This is a genomic window from Methylobacterium sp. J-076 (assembly GCF_022829405.1).
GTDB lineage: Bacteria > Pseudomonadota > Alphaproteobacteria > Rhizobiales > Beijerinckiaceae > Methylobacterium.
Genome location: NZ_JAKSXW010000121.1, coordinates 23,145 through 37,751 on the forward strand (window position 1 = coordinate 23,145; position 14,607 = coordinate 37,751).

Annotated in this window: 12 protein-coding genes; 2 read left to right on the top strand and 10 right to left on the bottom strand. The window is 70.5% G+C overall.

All coding sequences use genetic code 11. From position 1 onward, the window contains the following. Positions 1-157: 157 nt before the first annotated feature. Together MKK53_RS12485 and MKK53_RS12490 are read right to left on the bottom strand one after the other, a co-directional pair. On the bottom strand, positions 158-616 hold the full coding sequence (locus MKK53_RS12485) for a nucleoside deaminase (RefSeq protein WP_243929026.1): 459 nt from the start codon (positions 614-616) through the stop codon (positions 158-160). 57 nt (positions 617-673) lie between these two features. After that, positions 674-1,741: a spore photoproduct lyase family protein gene (locus MKK53_RS12490; RefSeq protein WP_243929027.1), complete on the bottom strand. Its 1,068-nt coding sequence runs from the start codon at positions 1,739-1,741 to the stop codon at positions 674-676. A gap of 204 nt (positions 1,742-1,945) precedes the next feature. Here MKK53_RS12490 and MKK53_RS12495 point away from each other — a divergent pair, with 204 nt between their 5' ends. Further along, a complete protein-coding gene (locus MKK53_RS12495) occupies positions 1,946-3,847 on the top strand; it encodes a putative bifunctional diguanylate cyclase/phosphodiesterase (RefSeq protein ID WP_243929028.1) in 1,902 nt (633 codons plus the stop codon). A gap of 69 nt (positions 3,848-3,916) precedes the next feature. Here MKK53_RS12495 and MKK53_RS12500 read toward each other — a convergent pair whose 3' ends face one another. The 5 genes from MKK53_RS12500 to pqqA (MKK53_RS12520) all read right to left on the bottom strand — a co-directional run bounded on the left by MKK53_RS12500 (position 3,917) and on the right by pqqA (MKK53_RS12520) (position 7,519). Further along, positions 3,917-5,389 (bottom strand): flavin-containing monooxygenase, encoded by a 1,473-nt coding sequence (locus MKK53_RS12500; protein ID WP_243929029.1) that lies wholly within the window; start codon positions 5,387-5,389, stop codon positions 3,917-3,919. Next, positions 5,386-6,282, bottom strand: a complete 897-nt coding sequence (locus MKK53_RS12505) for an alpha/beta hydrolase (protein ID WP_243929030.1) — start codon at positions 6,280-6,282, stop codon at positions 5,386-5,388. The genes MKK53_RS12500 and MKK53_RS12505 overlap by 4 nt, the downstream gene beginning before the upstream one ends. Before the next feature lies 1 nt (position 6,283). After that, positions 6,284-7,135: an SDR family NAD(P)-dependent oxidoreductase gene (locus MKK53_RS12510; RefSeq protein WP_243929031.1), complete on the bottom strand. Its 852-nt coding sequence runs from the start codon at positions 7,133-7,135 to the stop codon at positions 6,284-6,286. A 131-nt stretch (positions 7,136-7,266) separates the two neighbouring features. Next, positions 7,267-7,356, bottom strand: a complete 90-nt coding sequence (gene pqqA, locus MKK53_RS12515; protein ID WP_007559225.1) for a pyrroloquinoline quinone precursor peptide PqqA — start codon at positions 7,354-7,356, stop codon at positions 7,267-7,269. A gap of 73 nt (positions 7,357-7,429) precedes the next feature. Continuing rightward, positions 7,430-7,519, bottom strand: coding sequence for a pyrroloquinoline quinone precursor peptide PqqA (gene pqqA / locus MKK53_RS12520; RefSeq protein ID WP_007559225.1), 90 nt, complete (start codon positions 7,517-7,519; stop codon positions 7,430-7,432). Between the two features lie 507 nt (positions 7,520-8,026). Between pqqA (MKK53_RS12520) and mgtE the strand changes: the two genes are divergently transcribed. After that, positions 8,027-9,397 carry a magnesium transporter gene (gene mgtE, locus MKK53_RS12525; RefSeq protein ID WP_243929032.1) on the top strand — a complete coding sequence of 457 codons (1,371 nt, stop codon included), beginning with the start codon at positions 8,027-8,029 and terminating at the stop codon, positions 9,395-9,397. Positions 9,398-9,591: 194 nt separating this feature from the next. On the opposite strand, the gene MKK53_RS12530 is transcribed toward mgtE, so the two are convergent. From MKK53_RS12530 to MKK53_RS12540, 3 genes are all read right to left on the bottom strand, one after another. Then, the gene (locus tag MKK53_RS12530) at positions 9,592-11,133 is read right to left on the bottom strand and encodes a class I adenylate-forming enzyme family protein (protein ID WP_243929033.1); all 1,542 of its coding nucleotides are present in this window, start codon (positions 11,131-11,133) and stop codon (positions 9,592-9,594) included. 223 nt (positions 11,134-11,356) lie between these two features. Then, positions 11,357-13,600 carry a xanthine dehydrogenase family protein molybdopterin-binding subunit gene (locus tag MKK53_RS12535; protein WP_243929034.1) on the bottom strand — a complete coding sequence of 748 codons (2,244 nt, stop codon included), beginning with the start codon at positions 13,598-13,600 and terminating at the stop codon, positions 11,357-11,359. Positions 13,601-13,622: 22 nt separating this feature from the next. Next, the gene (locus tag MKK53_RS12540; RefSeq protein ID WP_243929035.1) at positions 13,623-14,597 is read right to left on the bottom strand and encodes an FAD binding domain-containing protein; all 975 of its coding nucleotides are present in this window, start codon (positions 14,595-14,597) and stop codon (positions 13,623-13,625) included. Positions 14,598-14,607 lie beyond the last annotated feature (10 nt).

Sequence of the window (14,607 nt, forward strand, 5' to 3'; positions counted from 1 at the left end):
AGGGGGAGGGGACCCGCACTGAGCCGTGGGGACAGCTGATCCGAGGTTCGCGGAAAACGCCTGGCGGAGCGGTCCAGGGAAGCGGGTCACTTCTTGAGCGCCGACCATCGAGCCGCTTCGCTCCGTCGGCGATGACGAGCGGCCGGCGGCAAGGGCGTCACGTTTTCTGCCGTGCCTGCCACGCCGGATAGGGGGAGGCGCCCTCGGGCCGCATCTGCTCCAGCCGCATCGGCTGCTGGTCGAGGGGGCGGCACAGTTCCCCGTAGAGATCGGCGCTGCCGGCGCCGAATTCCTGCGCCTCCTCCGCGCTGAACGCGAAGTAGCCCCGCTTGAACCCCGCGAGGCGCATGGCCGCGTGACACATCGGGCAGGGCCGTCCGCTCGCGTACATCACGCAATCCGACAGGTCGTTCCGGCCGAGGATGCGGCTCGCCTCGTGGATGGCGACCATCTCGGCGTGGTTCGTCACGTCCTGCGTGAGGTGGATGGTGTTGGCCGCACGGGCGACGACGGCCCCGTCCCGGACGATGACCGCCCCATAGGGGCTCCCGCCCTCGGCGACATTGGTCTCGGCGATCGCGACCGCCTCGGCCATGAATTCCTCGTGCCGCCCCATCCGACCCTCGCCAGCCTCACGTGATGCCTGGGCAGAACGTCGGCGGGGACGCAGGGTTCAGAAGGCATAGCGAACCGTGCAGTAGGGCATCTCCGCCGCGAGGAGATCCTTGAACCGGGCGAGCCAGCGCCCCTTCCACCTGGTGCGATAGCGCAGGTTGGTCTGGCCGCCCTCGGAGACTTTGACCTCCTGGATTTCGGGCCGCCACAGGAGGTCCTCCGCCCGGGGATGCCAGCCGAGGTTGACCTCGTGCAGCCCGGCGTTGTGCGTGAGCATGATGATCTCGCACCGCAGCTGCGCCTTCGACGCCGGGGAGAGCGCCGCATCGATCTGCCGGAAGAGGTCGCGCCAGTCCGCCTCCCAGCCCTCGTACATGATCACCGGCGAGAAGTTGGCGTGAACCTCGTAGCCGGCCCCAACGAAGTCATCGATGGCCGCGATCCGTTCGGGGATGGGCGAGGTGCGCACATCGACCACCTTCGCGATCCGCTCCGGCATCAGCGAGAACCGGATCCGCGTCTTGCCGCGGGGCTCGTAGGTCAACAGGTCGCGGTTCACCGCCTTGGTGGCGAACGACGCCTTGGCGTTGGGGATGTCGCGGAACAGGTGGATGACATCACGCACCCCGTCGAACACCGCGGCATCGACGGACAGGTCCCCGTTCTCGCCGATATCGTAGACCCACAGGGCGGGATCGACGGAGTCGGGCTCCGGCAACGGCCCCTGGCGGCCCGCATGCCGGACGATCGCGGCGCAGGCCTTCTCCGTATTCACGAACAGCGTGATCGGGTTCGCGAAGCCCTTCCGCCGCGGCACGTAGCAATAGGCGCAGGCCATCGCGCATCCATTGGAGGTCGAAGGGGCGATGAAGTGGGCGCTGCGCCCGTTCGGCCGCATCGTCAGGCTCTTCTTCACCCCGAGGACCAGGGTCGAGCGCTTGATGCGGATCCAATCCTCGACGGAACCTGCGTTGCCGTGAAGCTCGGGTATGTTCCAGTGGGACGGAACGGCGATCCGCTCGGCCCCCGGAAAGCGGGCCAGGATCGCCTGTCCGTGAGGATAGGTCTCGGCCGCCTCCTCGTAGAAGATCCGCTCGATCGAGATCAGTTCTCTGGACAGCGCCATAGGCAACCCTGACTTGCGGCTCATGAATATGGGCCACGACGCCCAGTGCGGCACCGGCCGTGACATTGCAGCCTGCGGGTGAATTGCGAGAATTTCTTTACCGCATGCGTGCAATAGGCAGGGGGAGCAAGGAACCGGGTGATGGCCGCGGAAGCAGGCAGCAACTCCGAGCCGGATGCGCGCCGAGAGCCGGTGCGACCGACGATGACCGACGCGCTGAACAGCGCGATTCGCCGCGATCAGCTGGATGCGGCCCGCCGGAGCGTCCTGCGGGCCCTGCTCATCAACGGTCTGTTGGGCCTCACCTGCCTCGCCGTCGCGATCCGCGCGGGGGAAGGTGCGGCCGGCGCGGTGTGGTTCGCCGCGTCGCTCATGGCCAACCTCCTCCGGGTCTATCTCTGCCGGGCCCCCTGCCGCGGCCTCGACGACGACGGCGCCACCGCCCCGGACGTGGCCGATGCGGCGGTGGACCGGCGGCTCCGCCTCTCCGCCTTCGCCGCCCTGCTGTCGGGCTCGGTCTGGGCGTTCCTCCCGGCCCTCTGCGCGGGCTACACCACGCCGCAGACGCTGTTCTACCTGACGGTGACCTGCGGCATCACGGCGGGGGCGGTCGGCTACGGCACGTCCTACGCCCGCATCCCCATCGCCTTCATCACCCCGCCGCTCCTGTCGACGGCCGGCTGCCTGATCAGCCTCGGGGAGTTCGACCAGTCCTGCCTTGCCGGGACCGTCCTTCTCTACCTCGCCGCCCTGGCGCGGACCTGCTTCGGGGCTGAGGCCAACTTCCGTAGGACGAGCGGCCTGAAGAACGAGGCCAACGCCCTGGCCGACAAGATGGCGGGGCGGGCCACCTGCGACGGGCTCACCGGCCTCCTCAACCGCGCCGGCTTCGCCGAGCAGGGCGAGCATTCCCACGCCTCCTGCCTGATGCTGCTCGACCTCGACGGCTTCAAGTCGGTCAACGACATCTACGGCCACGGGACGGGAGACCAAGTGCTCGTCGAGGTCGGCCGGCGCCTCCGGGCGCAGGTGCCCCCGCGCGGCCTCGCCGCCCGGCTCGGCGGCGACGAGTTCGCCATCCTCTACGATCCGGCCGAGACCGGTGTCCCCTTCCGCGCCCTCGCCGAGGCGGTGATCGCGGCCATCGCCGAACCGTTCGACCGGTTCGATACCGGCCGCGTCGGCATCAGCATCGGCATCCATCTCGGCGTGGCCGAGAGCCTGACCGAGCGCCTCGTGCGCGCGGACGAAGCCCTCTACATGGCCAAGTCCACCGGCCGGAACCGGTACCACGTGTTCGACGACGAACTGCGCGACCGCCTGGACATGCGGCGGGATGCGGAGCGCGACCTCCCCGACGCGCTGGCGGTGGGCGCCGTCGAGGTGTGGTTCCAGCCGATCTTCGATATCCGCGACGGAAACCTCGCCGGGCTGGAGGCGCTGATCCGCTGGCACCACCCCCGGCACGGCTGGGTGCCACCGTCCGAGCTGATCGCCGCCGCGGCGATGACGGGGCTCACCGAGTCGCTGCTCCGGTTCATCCTCGACGGCGTCTGCCGGATGAGGCTCGCCCTGCGCGATCGCGGCCTGGGGGCGGTGCGGACCGGCATGAACGTCTGCCCCCGGGAGCTGGCGCAGGCCCCCCTCGATCAGATCATCCTCGGCAAACTGGCGGCCTTCGGCCTCAACGCGGACGGGCTGGAGATCGAGCTGACCGAGGATATGGCGCTCGACGTGGCCGCGGTGTCCGAGAAGCTCACCAACCTGTCCCATGCCGGCGTCAGCATCGCCATCGACGATTTCGGCGTCGGGTACTCCTCCCTGTCGCGCCTGCGCCAGCTTCGGGTGAACCGGGTGAAGATCGACCGCAGCCTCGTCACCGGCCTCGGCGAGGCGGACGACAAGCGCGGACTCGTCCAGGCCGTGATCGACCTCGGGCGGGCCCTGAGCCTTGAAGTGGTGGCCGAGGGCGTCGAGACCGAGACGGACCTCACGGCCCTGCGCGAGATGGGCTGTTCCCTCGTGCAGGGATACCATCTCGGCCGGCCGATGCGGGCCGATGCGATGCTCGACATGCTGGTGCCGCCCCGTCGGCAGGTGGCGTGAGCAGGGCGCACGCCCGCCCGGCCCGGCCGCACCGACAGCGAGGGCGCGGGGTGGCGCCGGGGAACGTCCCTAGTCCAGGCGGTAATCCGACAGCCGGGCGCGGCGGGCGCTGCGCCGGTAGGCCAGCACCGAATCCGGCCACAGGGTTGTGTTGCGGCCCTTGGCGTCGAGGTACCAGCTCGAGCAGCCCCCGGCCTGCCAGATGCTCTCCTTCATCCGGTTGCGGATGCGCTCCACGAAGCGCGTCTGCACGGGGTCGCGCACCTCGATCGCCTGCGAGCCCTTCGCCAGGGTCTTGAGGCAATCGAGGACGTGCCGGACCTGGATCTCGATCATCGCGATGATCGAGTTGTGGCCGATGCCGGTATTGGGGCCGAGGAGGATGAAGTAGTTCGGGAAACCGGACACCGTGATGCCCTGGAACGCCTGCATCCCGTCCGCCCAAGCCTCGGCGAGCCGCCGCCCCCCGCGGCCGACGACCTCCGTCCGGAGCGACCCGCCGACGACGTCGAACCCGGTGGCGTAGACGAGGGCGTCGAGGCGGTGCCGGGTGCCGTCGATCATCTCGACGCCGTCCGGGACGATCCGGGCGATCGATCCCGTCTCCAGGGTGACGGTGTCCTGCTGGACGGCGGCGTAATACTCGTCCGAGAGCAGCACGCGCTTGCAGCCGAACCGGTAAGTCGGCGTCAGCTTCCTGCGCAGGTCCTTGTCGGGCACCGCCTTGCGCAAATGGTGCCGGGCCATCGCCTCGGCCTGCGCCGTGACCTTCGAGACCCGGGTGAAACCGACCAGGGCCGGCAATTCGAGCCGCCAGAACAGGCGGGCCCGCTCCAGACGCCGCAGGATCGGATGGCGGGCGTAGCGCGCCTGCCGCTCGGGCGGGATCGCCCGGTCGTTCTTGGGCATGATCCAGGGCGGGGTCCGCTGGAACACGGTGAGGTGCGCGGCGCTCCTCGCGAGTTCCGGCACGACCTGGATGGCGCTGGCGCCGGTGCCGATGATGCCGACGGCCCGGCTGGCCAGGTCGATGGAGTGGTCCCAGGCGGCGGTGTGGAAGCTCGGCCCGGCGAAGTCGTCACGGCCGGGAATGGCGGGCAGGGCAGGGTGGTGCAGCCCGCCCGCCCCGGACACGATGGCGCGGGCCAAGACCTCGCCCCGGTCCGTCTCCGCGCGCCACAGGGCGCGCCCCTCGTCCCACACCGCCCGCCGGAGCGTGGTGCCGAACCGGATCAGCGGCATCAGCCCGTGCGACTCGGCCACCCCGCGCAGGTACGCCTCGATCTCCGGCTGCTTCGCATAGAGACGGCTCCAGTCGGCCTTCGGCGCGAAGGACAGGGAGTAGAGATGCGAGGGCACGTCGCAGGCCGCCCCGGGATAGGTGTTCTCCCGCCACGTCCCGCCGATCCCGGCGCCCTTCTCGATGACCGCGATGGGCCCGATCCCCTCTTCGCGGCAGCGGATCGCCATCGCGACCCCGGAGAAGCCGGCGCCGACGATGAGGACGGCGAGGATGCCGTCCGTCCCGGATGCGGGGCTCATGCCGTCACCCCCGGCCGGCCGGCGTGGCGCTTGAGGAAGGCGGCGGCCTCGTCCAGGGAGGCGGTCGCCTCCGGGAGGAACCGGTCGGCGAACTGCCACGCATGGGCCACCACCGGGAAGATCCGCAGGCCCGCCTCCACGCCGGCCGCCTTGGCCCGCTCGACCATGCGCACGGAATCGTCGCGGAGCACTTCCCGGTCGCCGACGTGGAACAGCAGCGGCGGCAGGCCGGCGGGGTCGCCGTAGACCGGCGAGGCCAGGGGCATGCGCGGGTCGCGGTCGCCGAGATAGAGCGGCGCGATCTCGGAGATCGAGCGGGCGGTGAACATGGCGTCGCGCCACCCGTTCGCGACCCGGGAGCCATCGACGGCGCCGATATCGGTCACGGGCGAGAACAGGCAGGCGGCCGAGGGGAGGGGGATGCTGCGTTCCTTGGCGGCCAGCATCGCCGCCAGGGCGAGGTTGCCGCCCGCCGATTCCCCCGCGAGGCTCGCGGGACCCGACGCGCGGAAGGCGGCCCAGGCCGCCACGACGTCCTCCAGCCCGGCCGGGAAGGGGTGCTCCGGCGCCAGCCTGTAGTCGGGGGCGAAGATCGTGAAGCCGCGCCGGGCGAGGGCGCCGGTCAGCGGGCGGTGGGTCTTGGGGGAGCAGGCGACGAAGCCGCCGCCATGGACGTAGAGCAGCCGGTGCGACGCGTCGCCGGAGACCGGCCGGACCCATTCGCCGGGGATGCCCCCCAGGGTGCCGGGTTCGAAGGTGGCATCCTTCGGATCGGGGAACGTGGCCCCGCCGAGGATGCGGCGGACGTCCTCGGTGCTGGCGGCGGTCGCCAGGGGCGCCTTCACGCGGCGCCGAACCATCCAGGCTCCGATATGGGCGCGCAGGCTCGCCATCTTAGACCTTTCCGCCGGACAGGCGGGTGATCGCCGCCCAGTAGCCGGCCGGCATGAGACGCTGGATCAGCGCGGCGCTGCGCGCGTCCTTCCCGATGACGATGCGCGGGGCGCGCCGTTCGATCCCGCGGACGATCTCTTCGGCCGCTGCCTCGGGCGGCAGGGTCAGCAGAGCTTGGAACGCCGCACGCCCCTTCTCGGCGGCGAGGCGCATCGTCTCGGCCTCCTCCGGGATCGCCGAGGGGCGCGGGTCGCGCGCGTTGCGGGCGATTGCGGTGGCCACGCCTCCGGGATGGACCACGCTGACCCCGAGCCCGGTGCCGGCGTATTCGTGGCGCAGCGATTCGGTGAAGCCCCGCACCGCGAACTTGCTGGCGCAGTAGGCCGCCTGACCGGGGGGCGCGATCAGCCCGAACAGGCTGGAGATGTTGACGATCTGGGCCTGGGGCCGGGCCTTCAGCATCGGCAGGAAGGCGTGGCACATCCGTACGACGGCGCGCAGGTTGATGTCGAGGACCCACTCGAAGTCGTCGAGATGCGTCTCTTCGAACCGCCCGCCCAGGGCGACGCCCGCATTGTTCACGAGGCAGTCGAGCCGCCCGAACCGGTCCTCGACGGCGGCGGGCAGCATGGCGATGGCGCCCGCATCCGTGAGGTCGACCACGCGGCACTCGGTGGCGGCCCCGGCCGCGCCGGTCCTGCGGGCGATGGCGGCAAGCCCCTCGGCGTCGCGGTCGATCAGGACGAGGGAGCAGCCCCGTCCCGCGAGCGCCACGGCCAGCGCCGCGCCGATGCCGCTAGCCGCCCCGGTGACGAGGGCGACGCTTCCTTCCAACCGGAACTTCTCGGCCAAGCCGTTCCCCCCGGATCCCTCCGGCCGAGCCGGTTCCGGGGGTGATAGCCGAACGCGCCGGGCCGCGCACATACGAAAAACGCCGCCCCCCGGAGGAGGCGGCGCCCTGAGACCTGACGGTCGCTGACGACTTAGTTGAAGGTGTCGATCTCAGCGGACTCGTAGCTCGTGACTTCCATGCCGACGCAGATCTCGGACACGACGGGAGCAGACCAAGCCATTATAATTCCTCCAATTTAGACTTCGGGTGGTTTATTGCGACAACCTGCGGACGATCCTCGGATCGCGAACCGCTCAGTTGAAGGTGTCGATCTCGGCCGACTCGTAGCTCGTGACTTCCATGCCGACGCAGATCTCGGACACGACGGGGGCGGACCAGGCCATGTGATTCTCTCCTGCTCGTAAGGACCATCGATCCGCGGCGCGTCAGGCGACGCGGACCAGCTGAACTTGCCGCAGGCGAACCCGGGTGCCTCGCGATCCGGTGGCCCGAACCGCTCGCCTCCCGGCCCTGCGATATGCAGGATATAACCGTTTGTTGGGGCGCAATACAAGCGGACGCTATGCTTATATTTCTCATAGCAATAGTCATCCGGGCCGCCGTTCTGAAAAAGCCGCAGGCTGCGGAGACTCCGGTGAGGCCGCCGGCTTTGCGCTTGACGGATGCGAGAAGGCGGAGCACGAGGCACCGCGCAGGCCCGCCACGGCGGGGCTGCGCCCCCTCCAGCTCAGATTCAGTGAAGCGACGTGCCCGACCGATCGTGCCTGCCGCGCCCGGCGTTGCGCCGTCGCTCCCTCTGAGCCGCCGTCAGGTCGGCCCGCGGGATCGGCCCGCGGCCCGGGAGCGGCCTGACATCCTGCGGCGCGCCGCCTCGTCCCATGAGGCGCGTCATGAACGAGATGACCCCCTTCGACGCCCGCGTCGAGCCTGCAGCCCTGGCCGCGCGGCTCGCTGACGAGCGCGCCCCCGACATCGTCGAGGCGCTGAACAGCGAAGCGCCCGAGGTCGCCACGGCGATCCTCCTCGGCCTGCCGATGGAGCGGGCGATCGAGGTGCTGGACCAGCCCGCGCTGGAATGCGCCAGCGAGATCATCGAGATGTTGCCCCGGGACCGGGTGGCGTCGTTCCTGTCGGGCATGTCCGCCGACCGGGTGACGGATGTGTTCCGCGAGATCGAGGAGCCCGGCCGCTCCGACCTGCGGGCCCGCCTCGACGCCGAGACCCGCGGCGCCGTCGACCGTCTCTCGGCCTATGGCGAGGAGACGGTGGGCTCGCTGATGACGACCGAGTTCGTCACGGTGCCGGGCACCTGGACCGTGGGCCAGACGCTCGAATACTGCCGGCACGTCGAGAAGACCCGGGAGACGATCTACTCGATCTTCGTGCTCGATCCGCGCACCCGCGCCCTCACCAAGGCGGTGCCCCTGCGCCGGCTGATCTCCGGCAACCCGGAGGACAACGTGCTGACGGTGGCGCCCGGCCGCGCCCCCCTCGCCGTATCGCCCACCGCGAGCCGCGACGAGGCGGCCCGGCTGATCTCGAAATACGACCTCCTGGCCCTTCCGGTGGTGGATGCGGTCGGCCACGTCATCGGCATCGTCACCGTGGACGACATGATCGACGCCATGGTCGAGAAGCAGACGCAGGAGGTGCAGCGCTTCGGCGGCATGGAGGCACTGCCCGAGCCGTACATGGATATCGGCTTCCTCACGATGATCCGGAAGCGGGCCGGCTGGCTCTGCGCCCTGTTCCTGTCCGAAATGCTCACCGCCTCGGCCATGCAGGGGTTCGAGGGCGAGTTGGAGAAGGCCATCGTCCTCACCCTGTTCATCCCGCTCATCATGAGCTCGGGGGGCAATTCCGGCTCGCAGGCGACCTCGCTGCTGATCCGCGCCCTGGCGCTGCACCAAGTCCGGTTGCGGGACTGGTGGAAGGTGGCCCTGCGCGAGTTGCCGACCGGGCTGGTGCTCGGTGGGATCCTCGGCGTCATCGCCGTCATCCGCATCGTGGCGTGGCAGAAGTTCGGCCTCTACGATTACGGCGAGCACTGGCCGCTGGTGGCGGCGACGGTCGGGGCCGCCCTGGTGGGGATCGTGACCTTCGGCTCCCTGGCCGGCTCGATGCTGCCCTTCGTGCTCCAGCGCATCGGGTTCGACCCCGCCACGGCCTCCGCGCCCTTCGTGGCGACGCTGGTCGATGTGACGGGGCTGGTGATCTACTTTTCGGTGGCGCTCCTCATCCTGCGGGGGACGCTGCTGTAGGGCAGCGACCGATCACGTGGAGGCGCCCCCCACCCACTCACCCCATCCTGAGGTGCCCGCGTCAGCGGGCCTCGAAGGAGGTCTCCAGCCTGTCGCGCGATCCCTGGAGCCTTCCTTCGAGGCGGCTTCGCCGCACCTAAGGATGAGGGATGATCTGGAGAAGTTTGGCTGAACACACTCGTTCGGGTAGGGCGCTAGCTCTGCGACGCCGCGACGAGGCGCTTGCGCTGCACCTTGCCGTTGGCGGTCCTCGGCAGGGCATCGAGGAAGCGGATTTCGCGGGGGCGCTTGTAGGCCGCGAGGCGGTCCGCGCACCAGTCGAGCAACACCCCGGCATCCGGGGTGGCGCCCGGCTGCAGCACCACGAAGCCGCAGATCACCGACACGTCGGCCCGCACCGGCAACTCGGCCACCCCGACCTCGGCCACCGAGGGATGGGCCGCGAGCACCACCTCGACCTCGTTCGGCGAGACCCGGTAGCCCATCGCCTTCATCAGGTCGTTGTTGCGGCCCTCGAACCAGAGATAGCCGTCCGCATCGAACCGGGCAAGGTCGCCGCCGACGAACCACTCGCCGCGCAGCACCTCCGCCTCCTCCTCGGGGCGGTTCCAGTAGCCGAGCATCAGCGCCGGCTCGGTGCGGTGGACCGCGAGCAGCCCGCTTTCGCCGGCCGGAAGCGGCACGGGCTCGCCCGCGACGGGCAGGATCGCCACACGCCGTCCCGGCTGCGGCTTGCCCGGCGAGCCGGGGCGCACGGGGATCGTCGGCCCACTGGAGATGTAGGTCGAGATCTCGCTCATCCCGAGCGCCTCGTAGAGCGGCTTGCCGGTGGCCGCCGCCCAGGCGTCGAGCAGCTCGGTGGACAGGGGCTCGCCGGCGGTGCAGCCATGGCGCAGGCTGGACAGGTCGTGGGCGGGCAGGTCGCCGTATTTGAGGATCTGGCGGTAGAGGGTCGGGACGGCCGCGAAGACCGTCGCCCCGTAGCGGGCGATCAGCCGGGGCCAGACGCCCGCGTCGCGCGGGCCGTTGTAGAGCACCGCCGTCGCGCCCACCGACCATGGGTCGGAGAGGCCGACGCCGAGCGTGTAGGTCCAATTCATGGTGCCGGCATGGAGCATCACATCGTTTGCGGTGATGCCGATCCAGTGGTCGAGCATCGGCCGCCGCCCGTAGGTGGCCCGGTGCCCGTGAAGCACGCCCTTCGGGCGGCTCGTGGTGCCCGAGGTGTAGATCAGCATCGCCGGGTCGTCGGCGGCGGTGTCGGCGTAGTCGGCGAGGGGCTCGCCCGCCATCAGCGCCGCGATGGCCGCGGCGTCGAGGACGATCCGGTCGCCGAGGATGTGGGGATCGACGGTGCAGCCACCGGCCAGGGCCACCGCCGCCGCGCCGGAATTCTCCAGGAGGAACGCCGCCTCGCCCTCGGTGAGCTGGGGCGAGGAGGGCAGGGAGACGAGGCCCGCCGCCATGGCGCCGAAATGCAGCAGGGCGTAGTCCGCATCGTTGCCCATGCGGATCATCACCCGGTCCCCGGGCTTCAGGCCGAGCCGCAGCAACCCGGCCGCGATGCCCCGCACCGCCCGGTCCACCTCGCCGAAGCTGAGACGCGCGTCCGTGCCGTCGCCGACCAGGATCAGCGCGGTCTTCTCGGGCCTCAGACGGGCATTCTCACCGATGCAGTAGCGGGCCGCGTTGAAGCGGGCGGGCGGGTTCCGGGTCTCTGACAACGGGCGGTCCATCGCGGAGGAGTTTGGCTCCGGTGTCCCGCGCGGCCGGCCGTTCCGTCAACTCGAAATGTCGCCGCCGCGTCGCTCGCCGTGACGGCTTGGGTTCTCCTTCCCCTTGTGGGGAAGGGGCAGGGGTGGGGGCGGTTCAGGCGGAACCGCCCAGCCCCATCCGGCACCACCCCCACCTCTCACTCCTCCCCACGAGGGGAAGGGGAGCGACGTGGCGTCCCACACGTCACGTCCGCCGCTGGGTCTCCCGCTCCTCCAGGCCCTTGAGCACCTTATCGAGGGTCATCGGATAATCGCGGATGCGGATGCCGGTGGCGTTGTAGATCGCGTTGGCCACCGAGGCGCCCGCGCCGCAGATGCCGAGCTCCCCCAGCCCCTTGCTCTTGAGGGGATTCGCCTTGTCGTCGAGTTCCGGCAGGAAGAACGCATCGACGTCCGGCACGTCGGCGTGGGTGGAGACGTGGTACTCGGCCAGGTCGTGGTTGACGTAGTAGCTGTAGCGGGGGTCGATCACCGCATCTTCCATCAGCGCCGCGCCGACGCCGAAGATCATGCCGCCGATGGCCTGGGAGCGGGCGGTCTTCGCGTTGAGGATCCGCCCCCCGGTGAAGCAGCCGAGCATCCGGCGCAGGCGGATCTCGCCCGTATCGACATCCACGCCGACCTCGGCGAAGTGCGCGCCGTAGGAATACTGCGCGAACTTCTTCTCCAGCTCGCCGGGCTTGATCTCGCCCTTGGCCTCGATCCCGTCGGGACCGGCGAGGTCCGTCAGCGACACCGAGCGGTCGCCCGCGTTCACGGCCCCGTCGGAGAAGGTGGCGGTGGCGGGATCGATGCCCGCCTTGGCGGCGAGCGCCTGCCGGAGGTTGTCGCAGGCGACGTAGAGCGCCGAGCCCGCCGAACCCGCGCCGAACGAGCCGCCGGAGCCCGCCGCCTTCGGGAAGTTCGTGTCGCCGAGTTCGACGCGCACCTTCTCCGGCGGCAGCCCCAGCATCTCCCCGCCGATCTGGGTGAGGATGGTGTAGGTGCCGGTGCCGAGGTCGGTCATGGCCATGCGGACGGTGAGCACCCCGTCCGGGCCGAGGCGGACGCCGGCCGAGGACGGCTTCAGCGGGTTCTGCCGGGCCGCGGCCGACACGCCGAGGCCGACGAGCCATTGCCCGTCCCGGGTGGCGCCGGGCTTGCCGCGCTTGTCCCAGCCGAACCGGGCCGCGCCCTCCTTCATGCAGTCCACGAGGCGGCGGGTGGAGTAGGGAATCTTCTTCTCGGGATCTTCGCTCGGCTCGTTGCGAATGCGCAGCTCGATGGGGTCGAGGTTCAGCCGTTCGGCGAGCTCGTCCATGGCGCATTCGAAGGCGAGCTGCCCCACCGCCTCGCCCGGCGCGCGCATCGAGGACGCGATCGGCATGTTCAGGTTGACCAGCCGATGCCGGGTGATGCGATTGGGAGCGGCGTAGAGGGAGCGGGTCACGTTGGCGGACGTCTCGTAGAACGTGTCGCCCACGGCCGTGTCCGACCACGATTCGTGGGCGATGGCGTTGAGCTTTCCGTCCTTGTCGGCGCCGAGGCGGACGCGCTGGATCGTGTCGGTGCGGTGGGTGCCGACGTGGAACTCCTGCTGGCGTGTGAGCGCCACCTTCACCGGCCGCTTGACGACCTTCGCCGCGAGCGCCGCCAGCGTCGCCTCCGGCAGGGCCTGGAGCTTCGAGCCGAAGCCGCCGCCGATATAGGGCGTGACGATCCTCACCTTCTCCGGCGGTAGCTTCAGCACCGAGCCGAGGGCGGGCTGGCCCCGGTTCGGCATCTGGTTGGCCGAGTAGAGCACGACCGAGTCCCCGTCCGGCCCGGTCTCCCAGGCGGCGATGGTGGCATGGGGCTCCATCTGGGCGTGGATCTGCGTCGGCGTCGTGTACTCCACGTCGATCTGCACCGGGGCGGCGGCGAAGGCGCCGTCGAAATCGCCCAGCGCGGAATCCACCTTGACGGTCGGGGACGTCGTCATCGGCTTCGGCTCGTAGGCCGCGCCGCGGTTCTCCTTGAGCAGGCCCTTCGGCTTGGCGCGGTCGTAGTTCACCTTCACCAGCAGCGCGGCGGCGCGGGCCTGTTCGAAGGTCTCCGCGACCACGAAGGCGACGGGCTGGCCGTAGAACAGGACCTCGCGGCCCTGGAGCTGTGGCCAGACCTGCTCCTTCTTCTCGCCCTGCTCGGGCACGTTCTCGTGGGTCATCACGAGGATCGTCCCCGGCGCGTTCCGCGCGGCGGTGGCGTCGATGGCCGTGATGGTGCCCGCGGCCACCGTGGCGGTGACGATGTAGCCGTAGGCGGGGTCCTTCAGGGCCCGGCTCTCGTAGGCGTAGGGCGCTCGGCCGGTCACCTTGAGGGGGCCATCCACCCGGTCCAGGGGCCTCCCGACGAGGCCGTCAGGGCGTTCGTCGAGCGGCGTGCGGCCGATCGGCTGGTTCATCTCCATGGCGGATGTCCTGCGTTCGGCGTCAGGCACGGGTCGCCTGCGCGACGACGGCGCGCAGGGTCCGGCGGGTGAGGGGGATCTTGAAGTCGTTGGCGCCGTAGCCCCGGGCGCCCTTCAGGACCGCGTCGGCGGCGGCGTCGGCCGAGCCGGTGCGGACCAGCGCCTCCTCGGCGGCGGCCACGCGCCAGGGCTTGTGGGCGAGCCCGCCGAAGGCGAGCCGAGCCGAGCCGACCCGGCCATTGCCCTCCGCGGCGATCACCGCCGCGACGGAGATGGTGGCGAAGGCGTAGGAGGCCCGGTCGCGGACCTTCCGGTAGAGATGCGTGCCCACGATCGGCTTCGGCAGCGTCACCGCCGTGATGATCTCTCCCTTGCGCAGGTCGGTCTCGATCTGGGGGGTGTCGCCCGGCAGGCGGTGGAAGTCGGCCATGGGGATGCTGCGCATCGCCCCGTCCGGGTTCATCGTCTCCACGGTGGCGTCGAGGGCCCGCATGGCGACGTTCATGTCGGACGGGTTGGTGGCGATGCAGTGGTCGCTCGTCCCCACCACGGCCATGATGCGGGTGAACCCGCCGATGGCCGAGCAGCCGGAGCCCGGCTCGCGTTTGTTACAGGGCATGGCAGTGTCGTAGAAGTAGTAGCAGCGGGTCCGCTGGAGCAGGTTGCCCGCAGTGGTCGCCTTGTTGCGCAGCTGGCCGGAGGCGCCCGCGAGCAGGGCCCGGGAAAGCACCGCATAGTCCTTGCGCACCCGGGGATGGGCGGCGAGGTCGGAATTGCGCACCAGCGCTCCGATCCGCAGGCCGCCCTCCGGCGTGTCCTCGACCTTCGCCAGGGGCAGCCGGTTGACGTCGACCAGGGTGGCCGGCGTCTCGATCTGCAGCTTCATCAGGTCGAGGAGGTTCGTCCCCCCGGCAATGAACGTGGCGCCGGGCCGCTCGGCGACGAGCTTGGCCGCGTCCTGCACCGTGGCCGGACGCTCGTAGGTGAAGGCCTTCATCGGGCGTGCC

Excerpts from the sequence above, each read along its gene's own strand:
- pqqA (WP_007559225.1), bottom strand. The coding sequence starts at position 7,356 with ATGGCTTGGTCTGCTCCCGTCGTGTCCGAGATCTGCGTCGGCATGGAA.
- mgtE (WP_243929032.1), top strand. The coding sequence starts at position 8,027 with ATGAACGAGATGACCCCCTTCGACGCCCGCGTCGAGCCTGCAGCCCTG.
- MKK53_RS12540 (WP_243929035.1), bottom strand. The coding sequence starts at position 14,597 with ATGAAGGCCTTCACCTACGAGCGTCCGGCCACGGTGCAGGACGCGGCC.
- MKK53_RS12485 (WP_243929026.1), bottom strand. The coding sequence starts at position 616 with ATGGGGCGGCACGAGGAATTCATGGCCGAGGCGGTCGCGATCGCCGAG.
- MKK53_RS12530 (WP_243929033.1), bottom strand. The coding sequence starts at position 11,133 with ATGGACCGCCCGTTGTCAGAGACCCGGAACCCGCCCGCCCGCTTCAAC.
- MKK53_RS12490 (WP_243929027.1), bottom strand. The coding sequence starts at position 1,741 with ATGGCGCTGTCCAGAGAACTGATCTCGATCGAGCGGATCTTCTACGAG.
- pqqA (WP_007559225.1), bottom strand. The coding sequence starts at position 7,519 with ATGGCCTGGTCCGCCCCCGTCGTGTCCGAGATCTGCGTCGGCATGGAA.
- MKK53_RS12495 (WP_243929028.1), top strand. The coding sequence starts at position 1,946 with ATGACCGACGCGCTGAACAGCGCGATTCGCCGCGATCAGCTGGATGCG.
- MKK53_RS12535 (WP_243929034.1), bottom strand. The coding sequence starts at position 13,600 with ATGGAGATGAACCAGCCGATCGGCCGCACGCCGCTCGACGAACGCCCT.
- MKK53_RS12500 (WP_243929029.1), bottom strand. The coding sequence starts at position 5,389 with ATGAGCCCCGCATCCGGGACGGACGGCATCCTCGCCGTCCTCATCGTC.
- MKK53_RS12505 (WP_243929030.1), bottom strand. The coding sequence starts at position 6,282 with ATGGCGAGCCTGCGCGCCCATATCGGAGCCTGGATGGTTCGGCGCCGC.